The organism is Paracoccus sp. J39, from assembly GCF_000518925.1.
GTDB lineage: Bacteria > Pseudomonadota > Alphaproteobacteria > Rhodobacterales > Rhodobacteraceae > Paracoccus.
In genome coordinates this window covers 36,548-58,481 of the sequence record NZ_JAEN01000008.1, presented here as the reverse complement: position 1 = coordinate 58,481, position 21,934 = coordinate 36,548, and the positions used below count along the sequence as shown (strand labels likewise).

Below are 21,934 nucleotides of genomic sequence, written 5' to 3'. Positions count from 1 at the left end.
GCCAATCAAGCTGGTTGCGGCCTGCGGGGTCCGCCTTGATCCGGCCGCGGGCCATTCATGCCGGCGAGGCTTGCGCGCGTTTTGGTAACGTAATAACATTACGTTCATCCATTGGCGAGGCAGTTGCATGTCGGGGTCCGGTCCCAGTCCTGCTCACACCCTGAGCATCGAAGCGGTCGAGCGCATCTGCGCCGAACGGGGCGTCCGCTTCACGCCGCTGCGGCGGACGGTGCTTGAGGTATTGCTGAAATTCGACGGCCCCGTCAGAGCTTACGAGCTGTTGCGGGCATTGGGCCACAGGCTGGGCCGGCCCCTGGCCCCGCCGACCGCCTATCGGGCGCTCAACTTTCTGCTGGAGCAGGGGTTCATCAGCCGGATCGAGACGCGCAACGCCTTTGTCCCCTCGGCGCATCCACAGGATCGCTATGCCGGTCTCTTCTTTCTCTGCAACAGCTGCGGCGCCACGGTGGAACTGGAACTGGCCGGCCTTGCCGAGGTCCTTTCCGAACGCGCGGCTTCGCTGGGCTTCCAGGTCGGACGTCGCGTCATCGAATTGCAGGGAACTTGCGCCGATTGCCGGGATGCCGCCGCCGTCCCCAAGCGCCAGGGCCGGATAAGGGCGGGGCGGGCATGACGGACCCTTCCCCGACGCCTCTTCCCGTCACGCTGCTGACCGGCTTTCTTGGCAGCGGCAAGACCACGGTGCTGAACGGGCTGCTGCGCCATCGCGATTTCGGCCGCACGGCCATCATCATCAACGAATTCGGCGAGATCGGGCTGGACCACGAACTGGTCGTCTCGACGACCGAGACTCTGGTCTTGCTGCAGTCGGGCTGCATGTGCTGCGCCTTGCGGGGCGATCTGCTGGACACGCTGGTCGAACTTGCGGAACGGCGCGAGGCGGGAGAGCTGGACTTCGAGCGGGTGATGATCGAGACCACCGGGCTGGCCGATCCGGCGCCAATCCTGCACACGCTGCTGACCAGCATGGACCTGTCCGAGCGTTTCGTGACCGATGGCGTCGTGGCGACGGTCGATGCCGCGACGGGGCCGGACACCCTGCGCCGGCACGAGGAAGCAAGGCGCCAGGTTGCCCTGGCCGATCTTGTCCTGCTGACCAAGACCGACCTGCCCGAGGCCGACGAGCCCGCCGCCCGCCGCGAAATCGCGGCGCTGAACTCCGCTGCGCCGGTCCAGATCGCGTTGCAGGGCCGGATCGATCCCCGGCGGCTGACCGGGCTGGGGCACTTCGATCCGACGATGAAGTCGGCCGAGGCGCAGGGCTGGCTGCGGCAGGAGGCCGTTCCGGTTCCGAAGCTGGCCGATCTTGACGCCCTCAGGCATCTGGACGCGATCCGCTCGGTCTCCTGGGTGATCGACGAGCCGATTTCGGCCACGGCCTTCGATCTCTGGATGGAGATGCTGATGGCGCAGCGCGGCGCCGATCTGCTGCGCTTCAAGGGGTTGATCCACCTGCAGGGCGTGCCGCATCCTTTCGTGGTCCACGGCGTCCAGCACATCTTTCATCCGCCGGTCCTGCTGACCGACTGGCAGGGCGAGGATCGCCGCTCGAAACTGGTGCTGATCCTGCGCGACTTCACCGATCCCGAGCTGCGGGATCTCTTCTCCGCCCTGAACTCCGTTGCCGTGTCCGAGCATGTGCTGCCCGTCGGCTATCTTTCCGCCGAGGTGACGCCATGAGCCTGTCCGAAGACCGTCGCATCCCCGATCACGTCACCGTGGCCATCGTCGGGGCGGGGCCGGCGGGCCTGGGCGTGGCGCGGGTGCTGCGCGACCTGGCGATCCCCGATGTCTGGGTGCTGGAACGCGGCCGGATCGGGCAAAGCTTCCTGCGCTGGCCCTCGGGCACGCGGCTGCTGACGCCGTCCTTTCCCGGCAATGTCTTCGGCCTGACCGACCTGAACGCGATCAGCTATGACAGCTCGCCCGGCTGGTCGCTGAAGCGCGAACATCCCGACGGCGGGCGCTACGCCCAATATCTGGAGCAGGCGGCGCTGGCCTTCGGGCTGAACGTCGCATGCGGCATCGAGGTGCTGGGGCTGGAGCCGCATGGCGAGGGATTCGCCCTGCGCACGGGCTGCGGCGAGATCGGCGCGGATTTCGTGATCTGGGCCTGCGGCCAGTTCGGCACCCCTTCGGATGGCGGCCTGATCGGTGCGGAACATGCCCGCCACTACGCCGCGGTCGGCCGTTGGCAGGATGTGCCGGGCGACGAGGTCTTCGTCATCGGTGGCTATGAAAGCGGCATCGACGCGGCGCTTGGCCTTGCCCGCGCGGGCAAGCGGGTGACGGTGCTGGAACGCGGGGCGGCGCCCTGGCAGGACGGCGACAAGGATCCCAGCCGCGCCCTGTCGCCCTTTACCCGCCAGCGGCTGGACGTGGCGATGAAGGGCGGCGCCATCACGCTGACCGACGGCGCCGAGGTCGTCGCGCTGGAAGAGGAGCCGGGCGGCATCCGCATCCTTGCGGGCGACGGGCGCAGCTGGCTTTCGTCCCATGCGCCGATTCTGGCCACGGGTTTTGCCAGCGGCACGGCGCCGGTCTCGGGCTGGTTCGACTATGACGAAACCGGCCTGCCGCTGCTGACGCCACAGGACGAATCCACCGAATTGCCGGGCCTGTTCCTGGTCGGGCCCGAGGTGTCGCATAACGGCCATCTCTTCTGCTTCATCTACAAGTTCCGCCAGCGTTTCGCCGTGGTCGCCCGCGCCATCGCCGGGCGGCTCGGTGCCGACACCTCGGCGCTGGAACTCTATCGCGCCAACAACATGTATCTGGACGATCTGGCCTGTTGCGATGCCGACAAATGCCTCTGTTGAGGCCCGTCCCCGCGCAACCGATCCGGCATTTTCCACACAGAGACGACAGATGACCCTATATCTCACCAACAGCCTGGGCGGCGAGAAACAGCCCTTCGTCCCCCGCAATCCGCGCGAGGTCCGCATGTATGTCTGCGGCCCGACGGTTTATGACTACGCCCATATCGGCAATGCCCGCCCCGCCGTGGTCTTCGATGTGCTGGTGCGGGTGCTGGAACGGCATTTCGGCCGGGTGATCTATGCCCGCAACCTGACGGATGTGGACGACAAGATCAACGCGGCTGCGGCCGCAGCGGGTGTTCCGATCGGGACAATCACCGAACGGTTCACAACGGCCTATCACGCCGACATGGCCGCGCTGGGGGTGCGGCCGCCCGGCATCGAGCCGAAGGTGACGGATCATATTCCGCAGATCATCGACCTGATCCGGCGCCTGCTGGCGGCGGGGCACGCCTATGAGGCCGAGGGCCATGTGCTCTATCATGTGCCCTCCTTTGCCGATTACGGCATGCTCTCGCGGCGCAAGCGCGACGAAATGATCGCGGGCGCGCGGGTCGAGGTCGCGCCCTTCAAGCGCGATCCGGCGGATTTCGTGCTGTGGAAGCCCTCGGACGCCACCCAGCCCGGCTGGGACAGCCCCTGGGGCCGGGGGCGGCCCGGCTGGCATATCGAATGCTCGGCGATGATCGAGCATCACCTGGGCAATCCCATCGACATCCACGGCGGAGGCGTGGACCTGCAATTCCCGCACCATGAGAACGAGATCGCGCAAGGCACCCGCGCGCGCTTCTGGATCCATAACGGCTTCGTCACGGTCGAGGGGCGGAAGATGTCGAAGTCGCTCGGCAATGTGCTCTTGCTGCGCGACCTGTTGGGGCAGGCGCCGGGCGAGGCGGTGCGGTTGGCGCTGCTCTCGGCGCATTACCGGCAGCCACTCGGCTGGACGGCGCAAACGCTGCCGCAGGCGGTCAGGACGCTTTCCCGGCTTTACGTCGCCATCGGCGACGGGCCGGGCGATCTGCGGCTGTGCCGGGACAGCCCGCTGCTGGCCCGTTTCCGCGCCGCGCTGGACGACGATCTGAACACGCCGGCGGCGCTGGCCGAGCTTTTCGTGCTGGCCACCACGGCGCGCTCGGTCGATCCCGAACTCAGGCCGCGCTATGTCGCCGCCCTGGTCGAGGCGGGGGCGGAGCTTGGCCTGCTGCAAAGGACCGAGCGCGACTGGCAGGCGGAACTGGCCGCGTGCCAGACGGGCCAGAAAGACGTGGCCCGCATCGATGCGCTGCGGGACGAACGCGCCGCCGCCCGCGCCGGCCGCGATTTCGCCACGGCCGACCGTATCCGCGACGAGCTGTTGGGGCTTGGCATCGCGGTCGAAGATCCCCCGCTTGTGGGGCAAGGCGGATGAGGGCGCGCCGCAGCATCCAGCCGCGCGGCGTGTCGGGCGGCATGATCGGCCCTGTGCGGGCCTATCAACTGGCTGCCGCCCTGGTTCGGCCACGGCTGCCGCATCCGGCCAAGGATTTACCGAAGATCGAGGCGAGGATATCCGCATGAAACCCGGCAGAACCATCGAACAGCTTCCCGTCTTCCTCCTCACCGGCTTTCTGGGTGCGGGCAAGACCACGCTGCTGAACCGCATCCTCGAGAATCCCGCCTTTCACGACACGGCACTGATCATTAACGAGTTCGGCCTGGTATCCGTCGATCACGATCTGGTCCGCGAGGGGCGGGAGCGGCCGGTGGTCACCACCACCGGCTGCATCTGCTGCACGGTCGGCAGCGACCTGCGCTCATCCCTGGATGAGCTGCTCGTGGGCCGCCGCGATGGCAGCCTGCCGCCATTTTCGCGCGTCATCGTCGAGACCACGGGGCTGGCCGATCCGGCGCCGATCATCAACAGCCTGATCCCCGGCGGGGTGGCGGCCATGTCGCTGCGCGATCACGCGGTGGCGCGGGCCTTTCGGTTGTCGGGCGTGATCACGGTCGTGGATGTCCAGGGCATCGGCGCGGCACTGGACAGCCATCCCGAAAGCCTTCGCCAGATCGCCTTCGCCGATCATGCCGTTCTGACCAGGACCGACGTGGCACCGGCGGGCGATTGGCCGGAAAAGCTGAAGCGGCTCAACCCGGGCCTGAGGATTCATGACGGAACCGATCCGTCGTTCCGACCGGCCGCGCTGCTCGAACCTGCCAGCTATTCCGCTTTCGGCAAGGGCGAGGGGGTCGAGGCCTGGCTGGCGGCGGAAGCGAGCCATGACCATGGTCATGGCCATGGCGGCCATTTCCACGACCTGAACCGGCATGGGAACGTCGTCGCCATCCCGCTTGTCCGCGACGATCCGGTCGATGAGCGCGCGCTGCGGCAGTTCCTCGTCCGGCTGACCGCGACGCCGGGCAACGGGCTCTTGCGGATCAAGGGATTGGTCGCGCTTCAGGACGATCCTTCCGCGCCGGCGCTGATCCATGCCGTGCAGCATCGGCTCTATCCGATCATGCGGCTGGAGGGCTGGCCGCAGGAGCAGGCCGCAAGCCGGCTGGTGATCATCGGCACCAATCTCGACGAGGGCGCCATCCGCGCCGAATTCGAGGCGCTTTCGGGCAAGCCTCAGCCGTTTCTCGCCATGGCGTTCCAGGCATTCAAGCAGGGCGGCAGGCCCTTCGGTTGATGGGCCGCCCGGGGCCGGGGCCCGGCAGGACAAGGAGAGTGTCATGAAACAGGACGTCATCGTCATTGGCGGCAGCTACGCCGGGATGGCCGCGGCGCTGCAGCTTCTGCGGGCGCGACGCTCGGTCCTGATCGTCGATGCGGGCCGGCGGCGCAATCGCTTCGCCAGCCATTCGCATGGCTTCCTGGGACAGGACGGCGTCGACCCGGCGGTGATCTGGGCGACCGCGCGCGAGCAGCTTCTGCGCTATCCGAGCCTGACCTGGATCGACGCGACAGCCGTCGATGCCGCCGGGCAACGAGAGGAGTTCCGCGTTACCCTGGAGGACGGTTCCGGCCATGAGGGCAGGCGCCTGCTCTTCGCCATCGGCGTCCGCGACATTCTGCCGGACATTCCGGGGCTGGCGGAGCGCTGGGGCAGGACCGTGTTCCATTGCCCCTATTGCCACGGCTACGAACTGGACCGCGGCCGGATCGGCTTGCTGGCCAGCGGGCCGATGGCGCTGCACCAGGCGCAGCTTCTGCCGGAATGGGGCGAGGTCACGCTGTTCACCAACGGCGCGGTGACGCCGGATGCGGCGGCCCTGGCCGACCTTGCCGCCCGGGGCGTCGGGGTCGAGACGGCGCCGGTCGTGCGGCTGGACGGCGAGGCCGAGGTGGTGCTGGCCGACGGGCGCCGCCTGGGCTTTGCCGGGCTGTTCACCGCCGGCCGCAATGTCCCGGCCTCGCCGCTGGCCGAAAGCCTGGGCTGCGAACTGGAGGAGACCCCTTTCGGCACCCAGATCCGCACCGATGCGGCGAAGGAGACCACGGTGCCCGGCGCTTTCGCCTGCGGCGATGCGGCGCGGGTGCCGCATTCGGTCTCGCTTGCCGTGGGGGCCGGGGCTTGGGCCGGGGCGCAGATGCATCGTTCGCTGGTGTTCTGACGAATAAGCGGCGAAGTTGCTCCTACGGGACGGCGCCGCTTCGGTATCCGGCGACAGCTGCGGTAGCGGCAGCAAACATTCAACCAGACAAGAGAGCGCCAATGCGAATTGCCAGCACCGTCCTTATTCTCGCGCTCCTTGGAGGATGCGCAGAAAGCGGCCCCAAGGCCCACCTGGTCGATGAAGCCACGGAACGCGCGACCCTGGATGTCGAGGCCCGGGCGGCGGCGCATGCCCTGTCGCTTTATCTGAACGGCATGGTTCCGTCCCCCTAGCTCCGGGCAGGACATCGCGCGATGATATTCCCGCCGGCCGGCTTCGGGCGCAGGCGAACCCCGGATATGCAGGATGTCCGGGGATTGCCTCATCCGCTCACGCCGGGACGATCTTGCCCGGCAGGTTGTTCACCCGCATCGTTTCCTGCGGCTGGTAATGGATGACCGAGCGGATCGACTCGCCCGCATGCAGCAGGTCGAAGGCGGTATTGATCTGCTCATGCGTCATGTTGTGGGTGATATAGGGATCGACGTCGAAATCGCCCCGCAGCCATTCGTCCACCATGCCGGGCAGCTGGCTGCGCCCGCGCACGCCGCCAAAGGCCGAGCCGCGCCAGACCCGGCCGGTGACCAGCTGGAAGGGCCGGGTGGCGATCTCTTCGCCCGCGCCGGCGACGCCGATCACCGTGCATTCGCCCCAGCCCTTGTGGCAGCATTCCAGCGCCGAGCGCATGACATTGACGTTGCCGATGCACTCGAAGGAGTAATCTACACCGCCGCCGGTCATGTCGATGACGACCTGCTGGATCGGCTGCTGGAAATCCGCGGGATTGATGCACTCGGTCGCGCCAAGGCCGCGGGCCAGCGGGAACTTGTTCGGGTTGGTGTCGATGCCGATGATCCGGCCGGCGCCGACCATCTTCGCCCCCTGGATCACCGCCATGCCGACCGCGCCCAGGCCGAAGACCGCCACCGTCGCGCCGGGTTCCACCTTGGCGGTGTTCCTGACCGCACCCATGCCGGTCGGAATGGCGCAGCCCATGACGCTGGCCTTGGCCAGCGGCGCCTCGGTCGAGATCTTCGCCACCGAGATCTCGGGCAGAACCGTGTATTCGCTGAAGGTGCTGGTGCCCATGTAGTGATGGATCATCTTGCCCTTGTAGGAGAAACGTGAAGTGCCGTCGGGCATGACGCCGCGGCCCTGCGTTTCGCGGATGGTCTGGCACAGGTTGGTCTTGCCCGACCTGATATAGGGGCAGTCCGGATCCTCGGGGATGTAGAGCGGGATGACATGATCGCCCGGCTTGACCGAAGTGACGCCGCGGCCGATCTCTTCGACGATCCCGACGCCCTCATGGCCGAGGATGGCGGGGAACAACCCCTCGGGGTCCTTGCCCGACAGGGTGAACATGTCGGTATGGCACAGGCTGGTGGTGACGATACGGACCAGGACCTCGCCGTCCCTGGGGCCTTCAAGGTCGATTTCCTCGATCTCCAGCGGGCGGTTCGGTTCCCAGGCGATGGCGGCGCGGGTTTTCATCTCGGACAGTCTCCTCGGCTTGCATCCAATCACGTAATGTTATTACGTTACTGATGCTGCAGGAACCTGTCCGGCCGGTCGATTTCGGACAGGGTTCCCGATGTTCAGGCCAAGGGACAGGAAGCGAATGACAGGGCAGGGGCCAGCCGCGCCCGGCAGGGACAGCCACCGGGTGCATATCGTCATCTATCCCGGCTTCAAGTCGATGGAGGCGGTCGGGCCGGTCAATGTGCTCAGCTATGCCAACCGCCATCTGGCCGAGCGGGGCGATCCGCGCCGCTACGACATCGTGCTGACCGCGCCCCGGCCCGGCGCCATCCCCTCGGATACGCCGATCACGCTTGCCGCCGAAACCGGATTGCCCGAGACCGGCCCGCTGGCCACGGTCATGGTCGCCGGTGCGCTGGACATCCAGGCGGCGCTGGCGCGGGAAGCCGGGCTGGTGGAGTGGTGCCGCAGGCGGGCCTTCGAGGCGGAACGCTTCGCGGCCCTTTGCTCGGGGTCGTTCTTCCTGGCCGCGGCGGGGGTCCTGGACGGACGCCGCGCGGCGACGCATTGGAGCGTGGCCGAGCTGTTGCAGCGCCGCTTTCCCGGGGTCCGCGTGGATGCCGACGCGATCTTCGTGCAGGACGGCAGCCTGTGGACCTCGGCCGGGGTGACGGCGGCGATCGATCTGGCGCTGGCCTTCGTCGAGCAGGATTTCGGCCGCGACCTGGCGCTGGCCGTGGCGCGCGACCTGGTGATCTATCTCAAGCGGCCGGGAGGGCAGTCGCAGTTCAGCGCCGCCCTGACCAGCCAGATGCGCGGCCCGCCGGGGATGCGGGACATCCAGTCCTGGCTGCTGGCCAACCTGCACCAGCCTTTGCACATCCCCGACATGGCCGCCCGCGCCGGGATGAGCCCGCGCAACTTCACCCGTCTGTTCGCCGCCGAACTGGGCACGACTCCGGCCAGCTATCTGGAAGGCGCGCGCTGCGAACGGGCCAAGGCGCTGCTTCTGGACAGCGACCTGCCGCTGAAGGCCATTGCCTTCCGCTGCGGCTTCACCTCGGACGAGCAATTGCGCAAGGCCTTCCTGCGCCGGTTTTCGCTGACGCCGCGCGACTATCGCGACCGTTTCAGGACGTCGCGGCCGGGGTGACAGGCGCAACGCCGGGCCGGGCGGTCTATCGCTGCGACAATCGCGCCGTGCTTGCCGGCCAGGGATCGTCGAAGGCTTCGCCCGCCCTCCACGCCGCGACCTCTGTAGGGGTGCAGAAGCAGCCCCTGACCGCATCGGCGAAGTCCGCCAGCCCGTCGCGATCCCCGATCACGGTCAGCCGGCAGCGCCGGTCGCCGAACTCGGGCGACATGCCTTCAAGGCGCCGGCGCATCTCTTGCCGTTCCTCGGGCAGCAGGTTCAGGCTTTCGTCCTCCAGCGCCGCGACTTTCCAGTAATTGACGATCTCCAACCCGATGCTGCCGGCGGTCTGGTTCCACAGCAGTTGCAGCCTGTCGCGTGAAGGCAGCCAGAAGAAGCCCTTGCTGCGATGGATGCCGGTGCCGAGGGAATGGTTATAAACCTTCCACAGCCTTTGCGGGTGAAAGGGGCGGGGGTCCGCGATCACGATGCTGCCGAGCCGGTAGCCTTCGGCGCCGGACATCGAGGCGGTGCCGCGGCTGCGGTCCCAGTCGGTCAGCTCGGCGCCCAGGGTGGCGACGCGCGCATGGTCATAGGGCGGCAGGGCCAGCACATCGGCCAGCCGGACATTGCCCCATTGCATCCCCATGATGTCGGCGAAGGGGTTGAGCGGATGGACGGCCTGCGCGACAGTGCGCAGCGTCTCGCCGGATACCCGGTCCATCTTGCTCAGCAGAATTCGGCTGGCGAACATGATCTGCTCGGCCAGCAGGTTCTCGATCCCGCGCCGACCCTCGGCCAGATGGTGCGAGGCGGCGGGCAGGATGGCGCGGCCCAGGTCGTGGTCCTGCGCCAGCGTCACCGTGTCCACCACCGACAGGAAACCGTGCAGCCGCAGGGCGGGATGCACGCGGATCGCTTCCAGAAGCGGCCAGGGATGGGTGCTGCCCGAGGTTTCGATCAGGATATGCGTGGCGCCTGCGCCGGTCACTTTGTCCACGGCGCCGGCGAACTGCTTCAGCCCCTGCGCGTCGCTGATGCTGCCGGCCGGAATGGCGGCAAAGCGCGGGTCGCGGCGCGAGATCACCTCGCTGGTGTCGAGGATCGCGCCATCGACATCAAGCGCGCTCATCTCGTTGACAATGACGCCAAGCCGCACGCCCGGCATGCCCCGGGCCTGCACCAGGAGGCTTTGCAGGAGCGTGGTCTTTCCGGCGCCGAGAAAGCCGTTGAGAATCGTGACCGGAATCTGCGGCATGGTGTCTTCCTGAATGAATGCGGGTCAACCGGCGGCGAGCTTGCCTGCGGCCGCGCGGAACCATTCAAGCGTCCTCGCGTGATGGCCCTCGCCCCAGCGGTCGATGAATTTCTGGGTGTGGAAGTCATGCCTGTCCTCAAGCGCGGCGATGCGCCCGGCCACATAGCCCGGGGTCAGCGGGATGCCGCATTTGACGGTGATGCAATGTTCCCATTCATCATAGGTTTGCGGAATGTAGTTCATCCAAATCCTCATGCAGGCGTTGGAGAAAGCGCGGCGGATAGTGGGTCGTCGCGCCACAGGGCAACCGAAGTCAGGCCGAGGCCGCCGAGGCGGCGCAGAAGGCCATCCGGGCCGAGATCGCAGGCCATGTCCGGCATGCGGCGGGAACCTTGCAGGCGAAGCCCGTGCCGTCCGCTCCGCGTCTCCAGCAGGGCGTCGGCGCCCTCGGGGACCGCCCCCGCCCGTTCGGTCAGGATCAGTTCCGGCTCTCCGGTCCGGGTGCGGTGCAGGAAGCCGGACATGATCGCGGCGGCGTCAGCTGCGCCTTCGCCGATCGTCACCTCGATGCCGGCCGCGCGCAGCCGGGCGAAGCCGCCGCCGTCCACGCGGGGATCGGGATCCTGCATCGCGGCAACGACACGGGTCACCCCGGCAGCAATGATCGCATCGGCGCAGGGCGGGGTCCTGCCCCAATGGCAGCAGGGCTCCAACGTGACATAAAGCGTGGCTCCGCGCGCCGCCGCCCCGGCGCGGTTCAGCGCGACCCGCTCGGCATGGGGCCGTCCGCCCGGCTGCGTCTCGCCTTCGGCGATGATCGTGCCGCCTTTCACGATCACGCAGCCCACGGGCGGATTGGGCCAGACATGGCCGCGCATCCGCCGGGCCAGCGCCAGCGCCCGCGCCATCCAGAACGCATCAGAGCTGCGTGGGATTGGGCGCATCGCCGTAGACCTGAACCGGATCGAAAAGCTTTTCGGACTCGGTGAAGACGAGCCGTGGCGCACCGTCCCCGCCCAGCGGCACGGCGCGATAGAAGCAGGAGCGATAGCCGACATGGCAGCTTGCGCCCCCGGCGATCTCGACCCGCAGCCAGATCGCGTCCTGATCGTCGTCGATCCGCATCTCGACGATCTTCTGGATCAATCCGCTGGTCGCGCCCTTGTGCCACAGGCATTGCCGCGAACGGCTCCAGTAATGCGCCTCGCCGGTTGCGATGCTGCGTTCCAGCGCCTCGGCATTCATCACGCCCATCATCAGCACCTCGCCGGTCGCGGCGTCGGTGGTGACGACCGGGATCAGCCCTGCGGCATCGAATTTCGGAGCCAGCGCGTGGCCTTCCTCGACCTGCGCGACGGTGAGACGGGGGGAAAAGAGCGACATTGTGTTTCCGTGCTTGAATTACGACGAAGATGGCATGCGCGAGGAGTGGTGCCCGGTGATCAGCCAGACTCCGTCGATTTCCTCGAAGGTGAACAGGTAGCGGGCCGGCAGCGTCTGTTCCGCGTCGTCGCGTTCGAAGGTGAAGGTGTAATGCCCGCCGACAACCACGGTGCCCAGCTTGTGGCTGATCCGCTTGCGCAGCGTGTCGATACGACAGCGCAAGTTGGGATTGGCGAGGAAGCTTTCGAAATAGGCCCGGCGTTCCTCGGCATGGCCGCCGATCTCGTCCGCCATGGTCGGGACCAGGATGGCATCGGTGGCGTAAAGCGCCAGCAGATCCTCCAGTCGGCCCAGGGACACCACCTCGGCCCATCGCATCAGGGCCTGGCGCACCTGCGCCAGATAGGGCCGCGCGGCTGCCTCGAACAAGGCATCCTCCCGGACGCGGCTGGTCGTCACATCTTCCAGCATGGCTCTGCTCTCCTCGCTGTCCGGGGTGGGCCGGCCTGAAAACGGCATTGCAGGTCCCGGTGATTCTGGCTATTGGAGTAACGTAATAACATTACACTTACGAGGACGCCATGCCGACCAGCCAGCAAACCCGCGACAATCGCCTGCCCGTCACCGTCCTTTCGGGCTTTCTGGGCGCCGGAAAGACCACGCTGCTGAACCATATCCTGAACAATCGGGAGGGGCGCCGCGTCGCGGTCATCGTCAACGACATGTCCGAAGTGAATATCGACGCCGATCTGGTCCGCGACGGGGCCGAGCTGAACCGGGCCGAGGAAAAGCTGGTCGAGATGACCAACGGCTGCATCTGCTGCACCCTGCGCGACGACCTGCTGCAAGGGGTGCGCAAGCTGGCCGAGGAGGGCCGCTTCGACTATCTGCTGATCGAGGGCACCGGCATCGCCGAGCCGCTGCCCGTCGCCGCGACCTTCGATTTCCGGGACGAGAACGGCGACAGCCTGTCGGATGTCGCGCGGCTGGACACGATGGTCACGGTCGTCGATGCGATCAACCTGACCAAGGATTTCGCCAGCGACGATTTCATCGCCGAACGCGGCGAAAGCCTGGGCGACGAGGATGAGCGGACGCTGGTCAACCTGCTGACCGACCAGATCGAATTTGCCGATGTGATCGTGCTGAACAAGGCGACGGATGCGGGACCCGAGCGGCTGGACCGGGCGCGCAAGATCGTGCGCGCGCTGAACCCGGACGCGCAGCTGATCGAGACGGATTTCGGCCGTGTCGAGGCCGATGCAATCTTCGATACCGGCCTGTTCGATTTCGACCGCGCGCATATGCATCCGATGTGGGCGAAAGAGCTTTACGGGTTCCAGGACCATGTGCCCGAGACCGAGGAATACGGCATCTCGTCCTTCGTCTACCGGGCGCGGCGGCCGTTCCATCCCCGCAAGATCTACGACCTCTTCAACGGCGAGTTGCCGGGCGTGATCCGGGCCAAGGGGCATTTCTGGATCGCAAGCCGCCCGAACTGGGCGGTGGAGTTCAGCCTGGCCGGCGTCGTCTCCTCGGTTGTGCCGCTGGGCGGCTGGTGGGCCTCGGTGCCGCGCGAACGCTGGCCGACCCATCCCGACAGCCTCGCCGAAGTGGCGAAGAACTGGGAGGAACCCTGGGGCGACCGGCGTCAGGAGCTGGTGTTCATCGGTGCGGGCATGGACCCCGCGGCCATCACCAAGGCTCTGGACGACGCCCTGGTCGACGCCTGGGACTTCACGCCCGAGGCCTGGGCGAGATTGCCCGATCCCTTTCCGCAATGGGGCCAGCGCCGCGTCGCCTGAGCGCGGCGGCTGACAGAAAGGACGAAGGGCAGGGCTGCCCCCGTCCACGAGAGAACCATACAGGTGAGGAGAAGCCGCTGCATGACCGAAACCGTTTCCGCAACTCCGCAAGGAGCATCCCCCGATCAAGCCGAGGCGCGGGAAATCCTCGAATCCGACAGCGGGCTGGTTCTGCAGCAGGTTGCCCAGCCGGGGGTCGGCGCGGCGATCTGGCGGCGCAGCCTCTCGTCCGGTTTTGCCGAATGGATCGAGGGCATTCCGCTTGACCAGATGCCGGCGCTGCGCGCCCTGGTGGATTTCCGCGCGGTCGAGAACTGCATCCATGCCGCCTGCGATCTGTCCGGGCTGCCCGCCGGGACGATGCGCGACCTGCTGGCCAGCGACATCGGGGCGCTGGCGCTGATGCTGGCGCAGATCATGCGCAATCCGCTGATGCATCTCCGCTTCGAAGCCGTGACCACGGATGCCTGCCGGAAATTCCATGTCGACCAGATGCCCGCGCGGCTGCTTTGCACCTATCGGGGGCCGGGAACGCAGTTCGGGTTGCAGGACGAAAGCGGCCAGGTCGTGCCGGCCGGCGAGATGCGCACGGGCGAGGCCGCGATCCTGCGCGGCGGGCTGTGGCCCGGCGAGGAGGTCACGACGCTGCTGCACCGTTCCCCGCCCATCGCCGGAACCGGCGGGGTGCGGCTGTTCCTGGCCCTCGACCCCGCCGTGGAACCCGCAGCCGAGGCGCGGAGGCTGCACTGATGCGCGGCAACCTTGCCACCTCGCTGCGCCGCCGCCGCCGGCCCTGTCCGATCGCGCAATACGACCGCCTGCCGCCCGAGTTGCGCCGCTGGCTGGCGCAGGCGGCACTGCCCTGGAGCCCGGTTTCGGCGCTGCGCCTGTGGCGGAAGCTGATGGCCGAGGCCGCGGGCAATGCCGAGGCCGTCTGCCGACGCCTCGACCTGATCGAGGCGCGGATGCTGATGCGCGATGCGCCGCGGATCTGGGCTGACTAGCTGGGGCTTCGCGGCATACTGGTTGCTCGTGACCAGCATCCGGGTGTTGGGAGGGTGTCGGGACCGGGGCGAAACAGGGGTCCGGGATTGTCCCGGGGCCGGCAAGGGCCCGGCCGCGGCATGGGCGAAGATCGGCGGCACGTTACCACTATAGCCAAGTCCTGCGAGATCCGCGTCCTGCGCGGGGATGCCTGGGGAGCCTCTCAGAAGGCCTGCAGCACCGGCGGGGGCGCGGCGGAGGGCTGGGGGACGGTATAGGGCGACAGGAAGGGGGCGAACTGGTCCACCGCCCGGCCCAGCCGGGTATGGGCGGCATCGTCGGCCAGCTTGCCGCCGGTGAATTCGCGGTCGGCGACATAGACTCCGGTGGCCAGGGTCTGCGCCTCGAAAAAGGCCATCAGCGGCCGCAGCTGGTGTTCGATCACCAGCGCATGGCGGTCGCCGCCGCCGGTCGCGGCCAGAAGCACCGGCTTGCCGGCCAGCATGGGGGGATCCAGCAGGTCGAGGACATGCTTGAACAGCCCGGCATAGCTGCCCTTGTGGACCGGGCTTGCGATCACCAGCGCATCGGCATGGATCAGCTCGGTGAGATGCGACAGCGCCTCTGGGTCGAGGTCGCTGATGTGGCGAGCATGGCCCAGAGACGGGCCCAGATCGGCAAGATCGAAGACATGGCCGACGGCGCCGAAGCGGTCGGCGGCCAGATCCACGGCGGCCTGGACCAGGGCGCGGCTGCGCGAGGGGGCGGAAAAGCTGCCGGCAAAGCCGGTGATGGTCAGGGCGGTCATGATGATCTCCTGTTCTGTGCGGTCCCGAAGGGTCAGGACAGAGGCGGCGTGTGGCCGGCGGCGACGGCGGGTCGTGTCGCCGCCGGGTGCAGGATGGGGCCCAGCAGGGCATGGCGGGCGATCTCGCGCGCGATCTGGCTGGTCTGGGAGGCGCATTCCGGTGCCCCGGTCAGCTCTCCCAGATGGCCCCGGGCCAGCGGGCCGGCGATAAGGATGCGGTTGCTGGCGCGTCCCTGCGCATCCAGTGCCCGGCAAATCTCTGTGGTGGCAAGGCCCAGGCCCAGCGGACAGGGCACGATCAGCCCCAGCCGCGCCAATGCGCCAAGCGCCGGGTTGGCGTCGATACATCGGTCCTGCGCGGGGCCGGTGGTGACGATGATGCGGTCGAAATGCGCCTGCTGCGGCTGGGACCGGCCGCGCGGACGCCAGCGGACATCCACGCCGCCGCCGCGCCTCGTCGCGTCCAGGAGATGCCCGGCGACGAATTCCAGCCGGCTCTGATCGGTCAGCCGGGCCAGCACGGCCTCGGTCTGCGGGGCAAGGCGATAGCGGTGCACGTCCCACCAGACGCGCAGGTGGCGCAGGAAGCGCCGCCGCTCGGTCATGTCCAGCGCCGCCCAGATCTGCGGGGCCTGTGCCCGCAGCCGCCAGAAGGTGGCGTGCCAGCCGTTGCCGCGCGCCTGATCGTCGACGATGGCATGGCGCACCCGGCGCAGCAGGTCCGAGACGCGCCGCGCGGGCGGGGCGGTGAAATCGGCCTGGCTGTCATGCTCGGCCGCGCCCTGGCCACGGGCGTGCAGCCCGCGCCGCGACAGGCAGGTGATCTGCCCGGCATGGCCCTGGCGGTCCAGCGTGGCGATGGCGTCGGCGGCGCTGAGCCCGGCGCCCAGGATGAGGACCCGCGCCTGCTGCGGCACGGCGGCCAGCGCCTCGGCATCGCCCGGATCGGCGACCAGCTGGCTGCTGCCGGCCAGTCCGGCCAGGGGCCGGGGCAGGGCAGGGGCGGGATGGCCGCTGGCCAGCACCAGCAGGTCGGCGTGGATGCGGTTGTCGTCGGAAAGCAGCAGCAAAAGATCGCCATTCGCGCCATGCGCCACATCGCTGACCCGCGCCCGGATATGGCGCACCGCGCCCGAGGCCAGGTGCGGCGCCAGCCGCTCGGCGACATAGCGGCCGAACAGCGCGCGCTGGACATAGAGATCGCCATTCGGCGCCGTCGCCTGCGGGTCCGGCAGGTCCGGATTCTCTGCCAGCCAGTCCGCGAAATCGCTGCGGTTCTCGGGGTCGATCGACATGCGATGCGCCGGCACGTTCAGCCGGTGCGCCGGGTCGGTGGCGGAATAGGCCAGCCCGCGGCCCAGTTCCGGCCGCGGCTCGACCACGGTCAGGCGCACCGGCAGCCGCATCCGCGCCAGCTGCCATGCCAGCGAGGCGCCGGTGAAGCCGCCGCCCAGAATGACGATGCGCAGGGGGTTCTGGATCGCGGTCATGGTCTCAGCCTCCGGCTACGGCAAGACGTGGCGCGGGCGGGGCCGGGCGATGGTCGTTGCCGATCGTCTCGCCGAAGGGGCCCATGTTGGCCGCAAGGCTGGCCTGCGGCAGCGGGTGGTCCAGCGGCAGCAGGGGCAGGACGCGTTCGCCGAAGCTGTAGGCTTCCTCCAGATGCGGATAGCCAGAAAGGATGAAGGTATCGATGCCGATGCGCCGGTATTCGTCGATGCGCTCGGCCACGGTTTCGGCATCGCCGACCAGTGCCGTGCCGGCCCCGCCCCGCACCAGGCCGACGCCGGCCCAGAGGTTCGGGCTGATTTCCAGCTTGTCGCGGCGCCCGCCATGCAGCGCCGCCATGCGCGCCTGCCCGACCGAATCCATCCGTGCGAAGGTCTCCTGCGCCTTGGCTATGGTGGCGTCGTCCAGCCGGCTGATCAGCTGTTCGGCGGCCTGCCAGGCCTCGGCATTGGTGTCGCGCACGATGACATGCAGCCGGATCCCGAAGCTGACCTCGCGGCCCTCGGTCGCGGCCAGCCGGCGCACGGATTCGATCTTGTCGCGCACCTGGGCCGGCGGCTCGCCCCAGGTCAGGTATTTGTCGATCTGCCGCGACGCCACCTTGTTCGCCGCTTCCGACGAGCCGCCGAAATACAGCGGCGGGCCGTTTTCCTGCAGCGGCGGGAACAGCAGCTTGCCGTCGTCGATCTTCAGGTGCCTGCCGTGGTGGTTCACGGTTTCGCCGGCCAGCAGGGCCTTGTAGACGTTCAGGAATTCCTCGGTCACCTCGTAACGCTCGGCATGGTTCAGGTGGATGCCGTCGCCGGCGTTCTCGACCGGGTCGCCGCCGGTGACCACGTTGATCAGCAGCCGCCCGCCCGACAGCCGGTCCAGCGTCGCGGTCATGCGCGCGGCCAGCGTCGGCGATTGCAGCCCCGGCCGCACCGCGACCAGAAAGCGCAGCTTTTCGGTCTGCGAGGCCAGCGCCGCCGCCGTGACCCAACTGTCCTCGCAGCTGCGGCCGGTGGGCAGCAGCACGCCGTAGTAACCCAGGGAATCGGCGGCTTGCGCCACCTGGCGCAGATAGGGCAGGTTGACCGCCCGGCCGCCCTCGGCCGTGCCAAGATAGCGGCTGTCGCCATGCGTCGGCAGGAACCAGAGCACGCGGATCTTGTCGGGAGTAGGGATGCTCATGTCGGAGTCCTTTGCTGATATCACGGCCGGGCAGCGGATGCCGGTCTTTCTCGCGCCTCAGGAAAACACTTAAATACGACCAAGTATATAGTGATTTAGGGCGCGACAGGAATTTGGGCTGAAACCGGCATTTCCTGCCGCCGATTTGGAAAAATTCGCTATGCGAGCGGTGGCTGGGGGACTGATATTCTCTGCCCGGCGCGGAAGCCTCGGGCGTCCCGCGGAAGAACGCGCCCATGGGTCCGGCCGGATTCGCCGGGTCGGCCCTGCGCCGCCGGACCCGGACTGGCGCGGCGCCACAGCCGCGGCCGGTCTGCCGCGCTTCCTCCATGCCCGGCCGGGGAACCGAGCCTGCGTCGCTGCCAGGGGAAAGAGAACGATGCTCTCCCAGCAGCACGACCTTTGGAATGGCCGCAGGATGAGTGGCGGCGTAGCAAAAGACGATCAGAATTATCGTTTTTTGACCGCAGAGGATCAGCCATGAGTTCAGCAACGAGGTGGAGAACGCGTATCCCTGTTACGGTCGCCGCGCTGATGCTGTTGGCCGGCCCGGCGCCGGCCGGGGTCAGGATCGGCGTGACGCCCGGCGCGCTTGCCGATTCGATCAACGTCGCCGCCGAGGAGGCCAAGGCCCAGGGGCTGGAGGTCGAGGTTGTCGAGTTCAGCGACTGGACCACGCCCAACCTGGCGCTGGAGAATGGCGATCTGGATGCCAACTATTTCCAGCACCAGGCTTTTCTGGACAATGCCGTCCAGGAAACCGGCTATGACCTGACCTCGGTCGCGCTGGGAATCCTGCCCAATATCGGGCTTTATTCGGAACGATACGACCGGCTTGACCAACTGCCGGACGGCGCGCGCGTGGCGGTGGCCAGCGACCCGGTGAACCAGGGGCGGGGCCTTGCGCTGCTGCAGACCGCCGGGCTGATCGCGCTGCGTCCCGGCGTGGGCTGGAAGGCGACGCTGGACGACATCGCCGACAATCCCAAAGGGCTGGAATTCGTCGAGGTCGAGGGGCCGCAGCTGGTCCGCGCCGTGTCGGATGTCGATCTGGCGCAGGGCTATCCGGCCCATTACGTCAACGCCGGACGCGGCGATTTCGCGGGCAAGGCGCTGATCTATTCCGGGCTGGACGACACGCATTTCGCCATCCGCTTCGTGACCCGGACCGACAATTCCGACGATCCCGAGATCGCCGGCTTCATCCGCATCTATCAGCAATCTCAGGCCGTGCGCGACCAGATCGACGCCTCGAATGCCCATAACCCGGCGCTTTACTCACTGCCCTGGCTGGCAGCGGCCAAGACCCAATAAGGAGACAGGAGTGAAACTCGTGACATTCGCCCTTGCCGCCGCGCTGTCGCTGGCCGGGCTGTCCGCCTCGGCCGAGGCGCTGAAGATCGGCGTCGTGCCGGGCGCCTATGGCGATGCCGTGAACGTCGCCGCCGAGGAGGCCAAGGCCAAGGGGCTGGCGGTCGAGGTGATCGAATTCAGCGACTGGACCACGCCCAATTCCGCGCTGGCCAGCGGCGACATCGACCTGAACTTCTTCCAGCACCAGCCCTTCCTTGAGAATGCCGAAAAGGAACGCGGCTATGATTTCGAGGTGGTGGGGCAGGGCATCCTGGCCAATCTCGGCCTTTATTCCCTGCGCCACAAGAGCTTTGACGAGATCCCGCAGGGCGGCACCGTCGCCATCGCCAACGACCCGGTCAATCAGGGGCGCGGCTTGCTGCTGCTGGAGAAATCCGGCCTGATCAAGTTGCGCGAGGGCGTGGGCTTTCTGGGCACGCTGGACGATATCACCGAAAACCCGCGGGCGCTGAAATTCACCGAGGTCGAGGGGCCGCAGCTTGTGCGCATCACCGGCGACGTGGATCTGGCGCAGGGCTATCCGCATTTCATCGTCGCGGCGGGAGCCTTTGATCCGACCTCGGGGCTGGCCTATTCCGGCATCGAGGACAAGCAATTCGCCGTCAGCTTCGTGTCCCGCGCCGACAACAAGGATGACCCGCGCATCGCGCAATTCATCGCGCTGTTCCAGCAGTCGCAGGCGGTCAAGGATCAGGTGCGCCATTCCTTCGCCGACAGCGACAAGCTGTATATCCTCGCGTGGCAAGGCTGATGACGGGCCTGGCTGCAAATCTGGGCCGGCGGAGCGCGGTGACCGAGCTGGCCCCGGCCGCCGCCGCCGCCACCCCGGCGCTGCGCAAGGCGGGGACCGTGCGCTTCGAAGCCCTGGGCAAGAGCTATGCCTCGTCGGCGGGGCAGGTGCAGGCGCTGGCGGGGATCCACCTCGACATCCGCGCGGGCGAGATCTTCGGCATCATCGGCCGCTCGGGGGCGGGCAAGTCCAGCCTCTTGCGCACGATCAACCGGCTGGAGCGGCCCAGCACCGGCCGCGTGCTGGTCGATGGCGAGGATATCGCCGCGCTGGACGAGGCAGGGCTGGTGGCGCTGCGCCGCCGCGTCGGCATGGTGTTCCAGCATTTCAACCTGCTCTCGGCCAAGACCGTGCGGGGCAATGTGGCGCTGCCGCTGCGCGTGGCCGGCCTGCCCGGGGGCGAGATCGCCCGCCGCGTCGACCAGGCGCTGGAGCTGGTCGGCCTGACGGGCAAGGGCGATACCTATCCCTCGCGCCTGTCCGGCGGCCAGAAGCAGCGCGTCGGCATCGCCCGCGCACTGGTCAGCCGCCCCGAGATCCTGCTCTGCGACGAGGCGACCTCGGCGCTGGACCCGGAAACGACGGTTTCGATCCTGCGGCTGTTGCGCGACATCAACCTGCGGCTGGGCCTGACCGTGGTGCTCATCACCCATGAGATGAGCGTGATCCGCGAGATCTGCGACCGCGTCGTGGTGCTCGAGGCCGGGCGGATCGCCGAACAGGGCCCGGTCTGGCAGGTGTTCGGCGCGCCGAACCATGCCGCGACGCAGGCGCTGCTGCAGCCCCTGCAGCATGGCCTGCCCGAGGACCTGGTCCAGCGCCTGCGCGACAAGCGGCACGGGGCGGGCGACGAAACGCTGGTCGAGCTGAGCTTTCTGGGCCGCAACGCCCCGGACCTTGGCCAGCTTGCCGCCGTGACGGGGCAAGGGGCGGGGCGGGGCCGGCTGCGGCTGGTCAGTTCGCAGCTGGAACGCATCCAGGGCCATTCCATCGGCAAGCTGCTTGTGGCGCTGGGGCCGGGCGTCGCGCCCGAGGCGCTGGCCCCGCTGGCCGATCAGACAAGGATATTGGGATATGTTGACGCCTCAGATGATTGATCGCCTGCAACAGGCATTCTGGGATACGGTGCTGATGGTCTCGGTCTCGGCCGGGATCGCGGTGCTGGTGGGGATTCCGCTGGCGGTGTTCCTGGTCACCTCGGGACCGGGCGGCATCTTTCCGGCGCCCCGGCTGAACCGCATCGTCGGCACGGTGGTCAACGGCTTTCGCGCCGTGCCCTTCATCGTGCTGCTGGTGGCGCTGATCCCGTTCACCCGGCTGGTCGCCGGCACCACGATCGGGGTCTGGGCGGCGATCGTGCCGCTGGCGGTTTCGGCGACGCCCTTCTTCGCCCGCATCGCCGAGGTCTCGCTGCGCGAGGTCGATTCCGGGCTGATCGAGGCGGCGCAATCCATCGGCTGCCGCCGCCTCGACATCGTGCGCCATGTCCTGCTGCCCGAGGCGCTGCCGGGCATCATCGGCGGCTTCACCATCACGGTGGTGACGATGATCGGCGCATCCGCCATGGCGGGGGCGGTCGGTGCCGGGGGGCTGGGCGACGTGGCCATCCGCTATGGCTACCAACGCTTCGACACCACGGTGATGCTGGTGGTCATCGCCATCCTGATCCTGCTGGTCTCGGCCGTGCAGTTCACCGGCGATTACGCGGTGCGCCGGCTGCGGGCGCGCTGATCGGGAAAGGAAATGGGGGCTGACTGCCC

Annotated in this window: 24 protein-coding genes; 15 read left to right on the top strand and 9 right to left on the bottom strand. The window is 68.0% G+C overall.

From position 1 onward, the window contains the following. The first annotated feature begins 127 nt into the window (after positions 1-127). From L632_RS22420 to L632_RS24290, 7 genes are all read left to right on the top strand, one after another. On the top strand, positions 128-634 hold the full coding sequence (locus L632_RS22420; protein WP_051416216.1) for a transcriptional repressor: 507 nt from the start codon (positions 128-130) through the stop codon (positions 632-634). Beyond that, positions 631-1,701 carry a GTP-binding protein gene (locus tag L632_RS22415; RefSeq protein WP_036697873.1) on the top strand — a complete coding sequence of 357 codons (1,071 nt, stop codon included), beginning with the start codon at positions 631-633 and terminating at the stop codon, positions 1,699-1,701. Before L632_RS22420 ends, L632_RS22415 begins: the two co-directional genes overlap by 4 nt. After that, positions 1,698-2,840, top strand: coding sequence for an NAD(P)/FAD-dependent oxidoreductase (locus L632_RS0109705; protein ID WP_036697872.1), 1,143 nt, complete (start codon positions 1,698-1,700; stop codon positions 2,838-2,840). Before L632_RS22415 ends, L632_RS0109705 begins: the two co-directional genes overlap by 4 nt. 49 nt (positions 2,841-2,889) lie before the next feature. Continuing rightward, positions 2,890-4,248, top strand: coding sequence for a cysteine--tRNA ligase (cysS, locus tag L632_RS0109700; protein ID WP_028712748.1), 1,359 nt, complete (start codon positions 2,890-2,892; stop codon positions 4,246-4,248). Positions 4,249-4,393: 145 nt separating this feature from the next. Then, on the top strand, positions 4,394-5,509 hold the full coding sequence (locus L632_RS22410) for a GTP-binding protein (protein WP_051416217.1): 1,116 nt from the start codon (positions 4,394-4,396) through the stop codon (positions 5,507-5,509). A 43-nt stretch (positions 5,510-5,552) separates the two neighbouring features. Beyond that, positions 5,553-6,434: an NAD(P)/FAD-dependent oxidoreductase gene (locus L632_RS0109690; protein ID WP_028712749.1), complete on the top strand. Its 882-nt coding sequence runs from the start codon at positions 5,553-5,555 to the stop codon at positions 6,432-6,434. 101 nt (positions 6,435-6,535) lie between these two features. Further along, positions 6,536-6,709 (top strand): hypothetical protein, encoded by a 174-nt coding sequence (locus L632_RS24290; protein WP_156929460.1) that lies wholly within the window; start codon positions 6,536-6,538, stop codon positions 6,707-6,709. A gap of 97 nt (positions 6,710-6,806) precedes the next feature. Here L632_RS24290 and L632_RS0109680 read toward each other — a convergent pair whose 3' ends face one another. Continuing rightward, positions 6,807-7,970, bottom strand: a complete 1,164-nt coding sequence (locus L632_RS0109680) for an S-(hydroxymethyl)glutathione dehydrogenase/class III alcohol dehydrogenase (protein WP_028712750.1) — start codon at positions 7,968-7,970, stop codon at positions 6,807-6,809. A gap of 127 nt (positions 7,971-8,097) precedes the next feature. Here L632_RS0109680 and L632_RS0109675 point away from each other — a divergent pair, with 127 nt between their 5' ends. Then, on the top strand, positions 8,098-9,111 hold the full coding sequence (locus L632_RS0109675) for a GlxA family transcriptional regulator (protein WP_036713950.1): 1,014 nt from the start codon (positions 8,098-8,100) through the stop codon (positions 9,109-9,111). Between the two features lie 25 nt (positions 9,112-9,136). On the opposite strand, the gene L632_RS0109670 is transcribed toward L632_RS0109675, so the two are convergent. Genes L632_RS0109670 through L632_RS0109650 form a run of 5 tightly spaced genes read right to left on the bottom strand, consistent with a single transcriptional unit; the run spans position 9,137 to position 12,202 of the window. Then, positions 9,137-10,348, bottom strand: a complete 1,212-nt coding sequence (locus tag L632_RS0109670) for a GTP-binding protein (protein WP_028716722.1) — start codon at positions 10,346-10,348, stop codon at positions 9,137-9,139. Between the two features lie 24 nt (positions 10,349-10,372). Continuing rightward, positions 10,373-10,591, bottom strand: coding sequence for a hypothetical protein (locus L632_RS0109665; protein WP_028712753.1), 219 nt, complete (start codon positions 10,589-10,591; stop codon positions 10,373-10,375). 8 nt (positions 10,592-10,599) lie between these two features. Then, positions 10,600-11,256, bottom strand: a complete 657-nt coding sequence (ribD, locus tag L632_RS24875; protein ID WP_051416218.1) for a bifunctional diaminohydroxyphosphoribosylaminopyrimidine deaminase/5-amino-6-(5-phosphoribosylamino)uracil reductase RibD — start codon at positions 11,254-11,256, stop codon at positions 10,600-10,602. 10 nt (positions 11,257-11,266) lie between these two features. Continuing rightward, positions 11,267-11,731 (bottom strand): phosphoribosyl-AMP cyclohydrolase, encoded by a 465-nt coding sequence (hisI, locus tag L632_RS0109655; protein ID WP_028712754.1) that lies wholly within the window; start codon positions 11,729-11,731, stop codon positions 11,267-11,269. 18 nt (positions 11,732-11,749) lie between these two features. After that, a complete protein-coding gene (locus L632_RS0109650) occupies positions 11,750-12,202 on the bottom strand; it encodes a nuclear transport factor 2 family protein (protein ID WP_028716721.1) in 453 nt (150 codons plus the stop codon). Positions 12,203-12,312: 110 nt separating this feature from the next. Between L632_RS0109650 and zigA the strand changes: the two genes are divergently transcribed. From zigA to L632_RS0109635, 3 genes are all read left to right on the top strand, one after another. Further along, positions 12,313-13,536, top strand: a complete 1,224-nt coding sequence (gene zigA, locus L632_RS0109645; RefSeq protein ID WP_028712756.1) for a zinc metallochaperone GTPase ZigA — start codon at positions 12,313-12,315, stop codon at positions 13,534-13,536. 81 nt (positions 13,537-13,617) lie between these two features. Continuing rightward, a complete protein-coding gene (locus L632_RS0109640) occupies positions 13,618-14,286 on the top strand; it encodes a DUF1826 domain-containing protein (protein ID WP_028712757.1) in 669 nt (222 codons plus the stop codon). Then, complete coding sequence (locus L632_RS0109635; RefSeq protein WP_028716720.1) at positions 14,286-14,540, top strand: DUF6525 family protein; 255 nt, start codon at positions 14,286-14,288, stop codon at positions 14,538-14,540. The genes L632_RS0109640 and L632_RS0109635 overlap by 1 nt, the downstream gene beginning before the upstream one ends. Before the next feature lie 203 nt (positions 14,541-14,743). Here the strand turns inward: L632_RS0109635 and L632_RS0109630 are convergent, their stop codons facing one another. The 3 genes from L632_RS0109630 to ssuD are packed head-to-tail and all read right to left on the bottom strand — an operon-like array spanning position 14,744 to position 17,986. Beyond that, positions 14,744-15,328, bottom strand: a complete 585-nt coding sequence (locus tag L632_RS0109630) for an NAD(P)H-dependent oxidoreductase (protein WP_028712759.1) — start codon at positions 15,326-15,328, stop codon at positions 14,744-14,746. A 32-nt stretch (positions 15,329-15,360) separates the two neighbouring features. Then, complete coding sequence (locus L632_RS22400) at positions 15,361-16,818, bottom strand: FAD/NAD(P)-binding protein (RefSeq protein ID WP_051416219.1); 1,458 nt, start codon at positions 16,816-16,818, stop codon at positions 15,361-15,363. Positions 16,819-16,822: 4 nt separating this feature from the next. Next, positions 16,823-17,986, bottom strand: coding sequence for an FMNH2-dependent alkanesulfonate monooxygenase (gene ssuD, locus L632_RS0109620; protein WP_371255977.1), 1,164 nt, complete (start codon positions 17,984-17,986; stop codon positions 16,823-16,825). Between the two features lie 504 nt (positions 17,987-18,490). Between ssuD and L632_RS0109615 the strand changes: the two genes are divergently transcribed. The 4 genes from L632_RS0109615 to L632_RS0109600 are packed head-to-tail and all read left to right on the top strand — an operon-like array spanning position 18,491 to position 21,905. After that, complete coding sequence (locus L632_RS0109615) at positions 18,491-19,324, top strand: MetQ/NlpA family ABC transporter substrate-binding protein (protein ID WP_051476419.1); 834 nt, start codon at positions 18,491-18,493, stop codon at positions 19,322-19,324. 10 nt (positions 19,325-19,334) lie between these two features. Further along, a complete protein-coding gene (locus L632_RS0109610; protein WP_028716718.1) occupies positions 19,335-20,135 on the top strand; it encodes a MetQ/NlpA family ABC transporter substrate-binding protein in 801 nt (266 codons plus the stop codon). 38 nt (positions 20,136-20,173) lie between these two features. Further along, on the top strand, positions 20,174-21,271 hold the full coding sequence (locus L632_RS0109605; protein ID WP_232220961.1) for a methionine ABC transporter ATP-binding protein: 1,098 nt from the start codon (positions 20,174-20,176) through the stop codon (positions 21,269-21,271). After that, the gene (locus L632_RS0109600) at positions 21,252-21,905 is read left to right on the top strand and encodes a methionine ABC transporter permease (RefSeq protein WP_028712764.1); all 654 of its coding nucleotides are present in this window, start codon (positions 21,252-21,254) and stop codon (positions 21,903-21,905) included. Before L632_RS0109605 ends, L632_RS0109600 begins: the two co-directional genes overlap by 20 nt. The last annotated feature ends 29 nt before the right edge of the window (positions 21,906-21,934 follow it).

Excerpts from the sequence above, each read along its gene's own strand:
- L632_RS22420 (WP_051416216.1), top strand. The coding sequence starts at position 128 with ATGTCGGGGTCCGGTCCCAGTCCTGCTCACACCCTGAGCATCGAAGCG.
- L632_RS22415 (WP_036697873.1), top strand. The coding sequence starts at position 631 with ATGACGGACCCTTCCCCGACGCCTCTTCCCGTCACGCTGCTGACCGGC.
- L632_RS0109705 (WP_036697872.1), top strand. The coding sequence starts at position 1,698 with ATGAGCCTGTCCGAAGACCGTCGCATCCCCGATCACGTCACCGTGGCC.
- cysS (WP_028712748.1), top strand. The coding sequence starts at position 2,890 with ATGACCCTATATCTCACCAACAGCCTGGGCGGCGAGAAACAGCCCTTC.
- L632_RS22410 (WP_051416217.1), top strand. The coding sequence starts at position 4,394 with ATGAAACCCGGCAGAACCATCGAACAGCTTCCCGTCTTCCTCCTCACC.
- L632_RS0109690 (WP_028712749.1), top strand. The coding sequence starts at position 5,553 with ATGAAACAGGACGTCATCGTCATTGGCGGCAGCTACGCCGGGATGGCC.
- L632_RS24290 (WP_156929460.1), top strand. The coding sequence starts at position 6,536 with ATGCGAATTGCCAGCACCGTCCTTATTCTCGCGCTCCTTGGAGGATGC.
- L632_RS0109680 (WP_028712750.1), bottom strand. The coding sequence starts at position 7,970 with ATGAAAACCCGCGCCGCCATCGCCTGGGAACCGAACCGCCCGCTGGAG.
- L632_RS0109675 (WP_036713950.1), top strand. The coding sequence starts at position 8,098 with ATGACAGGGCAGGGGCCAGCCGCGCCCGGCAGGGACAGCCACCGGGTG.
- L632_RS0109670 (WP_028716722.1), bottom strand. The coding sequence starts at position 10,348 with ATGCCGCAGATTCCGGTCACGATTCTCAACGGCTTTCTCGGCGCCGGA.
- L632_RS0109665 (WP_028712753.1), bottom strand. The coding sequence starts at position 10,591 with ATGAACTACATTCCGCAAACCTATGATGAATGGGAACATTGCATCACC.
- ribD (WP_051416218.1), bottom strand. The coding sequence starts at position 11,256 with ATGGCGCGGGCGCTGGCGCTGGCCCGGCGGATGCGCGGCCATGTCTGG.
- hisI (WP_028712754.1), bottom strand. The coding sequence starts at position 11,731 with ATGTCGCTCTTTTCCCCCCGTCTCACCGTCGCGCAGGTCGAGGAAGGC.
- L632_RS0109650 (WP_028716721.1), bottom strand. The coding sequence starts at position 12,202 with ATGCTGGAAGATGTGACGACCAGCCGCGTCCGGGAGGATGCCTTGTTC.
- zigA (WP_028712756.1), top strand. The coding sequence starts at position 12,313 with ATGCCGACCAGCCAGCAAACCCGCGACAATCGCCTGCCCGTCACCGTC.
- L632_RS0109640 (WP_028712757.1), top strand. The coding sequence starts at position 13,618 with ATGACCGAAACCGTTTCCGCAACTCCGCAAGGAGCATCCCCCGATCAA.
- L632_RS0109635 (WP_028716720.1), top strand. The coding sequence starts at position 14,286 with ATGCGCGGCAACCTTGCCACCTCGCTGCGCCGCCGCCGCCGGCCCTGT.
- L632_RS0109630 (WP_028712759.1), bottom strand. The coding sequence starts at position 15,328 with ATGACCGCCCTGACCATCACCGGCTTTGCCGGCAGCTTTTCCGCCCCC.
- L632_RS22400 (WP_051416219.1), bottom strand. The coding sequence starts at position 16,818 with ATGACCGCGATCCAGAACCCCCTGCGCATCGTCATTCTGGGCGGCGGC.
- L632_RS0109615 (WP_051476419.1), top strand. The coding sequence starts at position 18,491 with ATGAGTTCAGCAACGAGGTGGAGAACGCGTATCCCTGTTACGGTCGCC.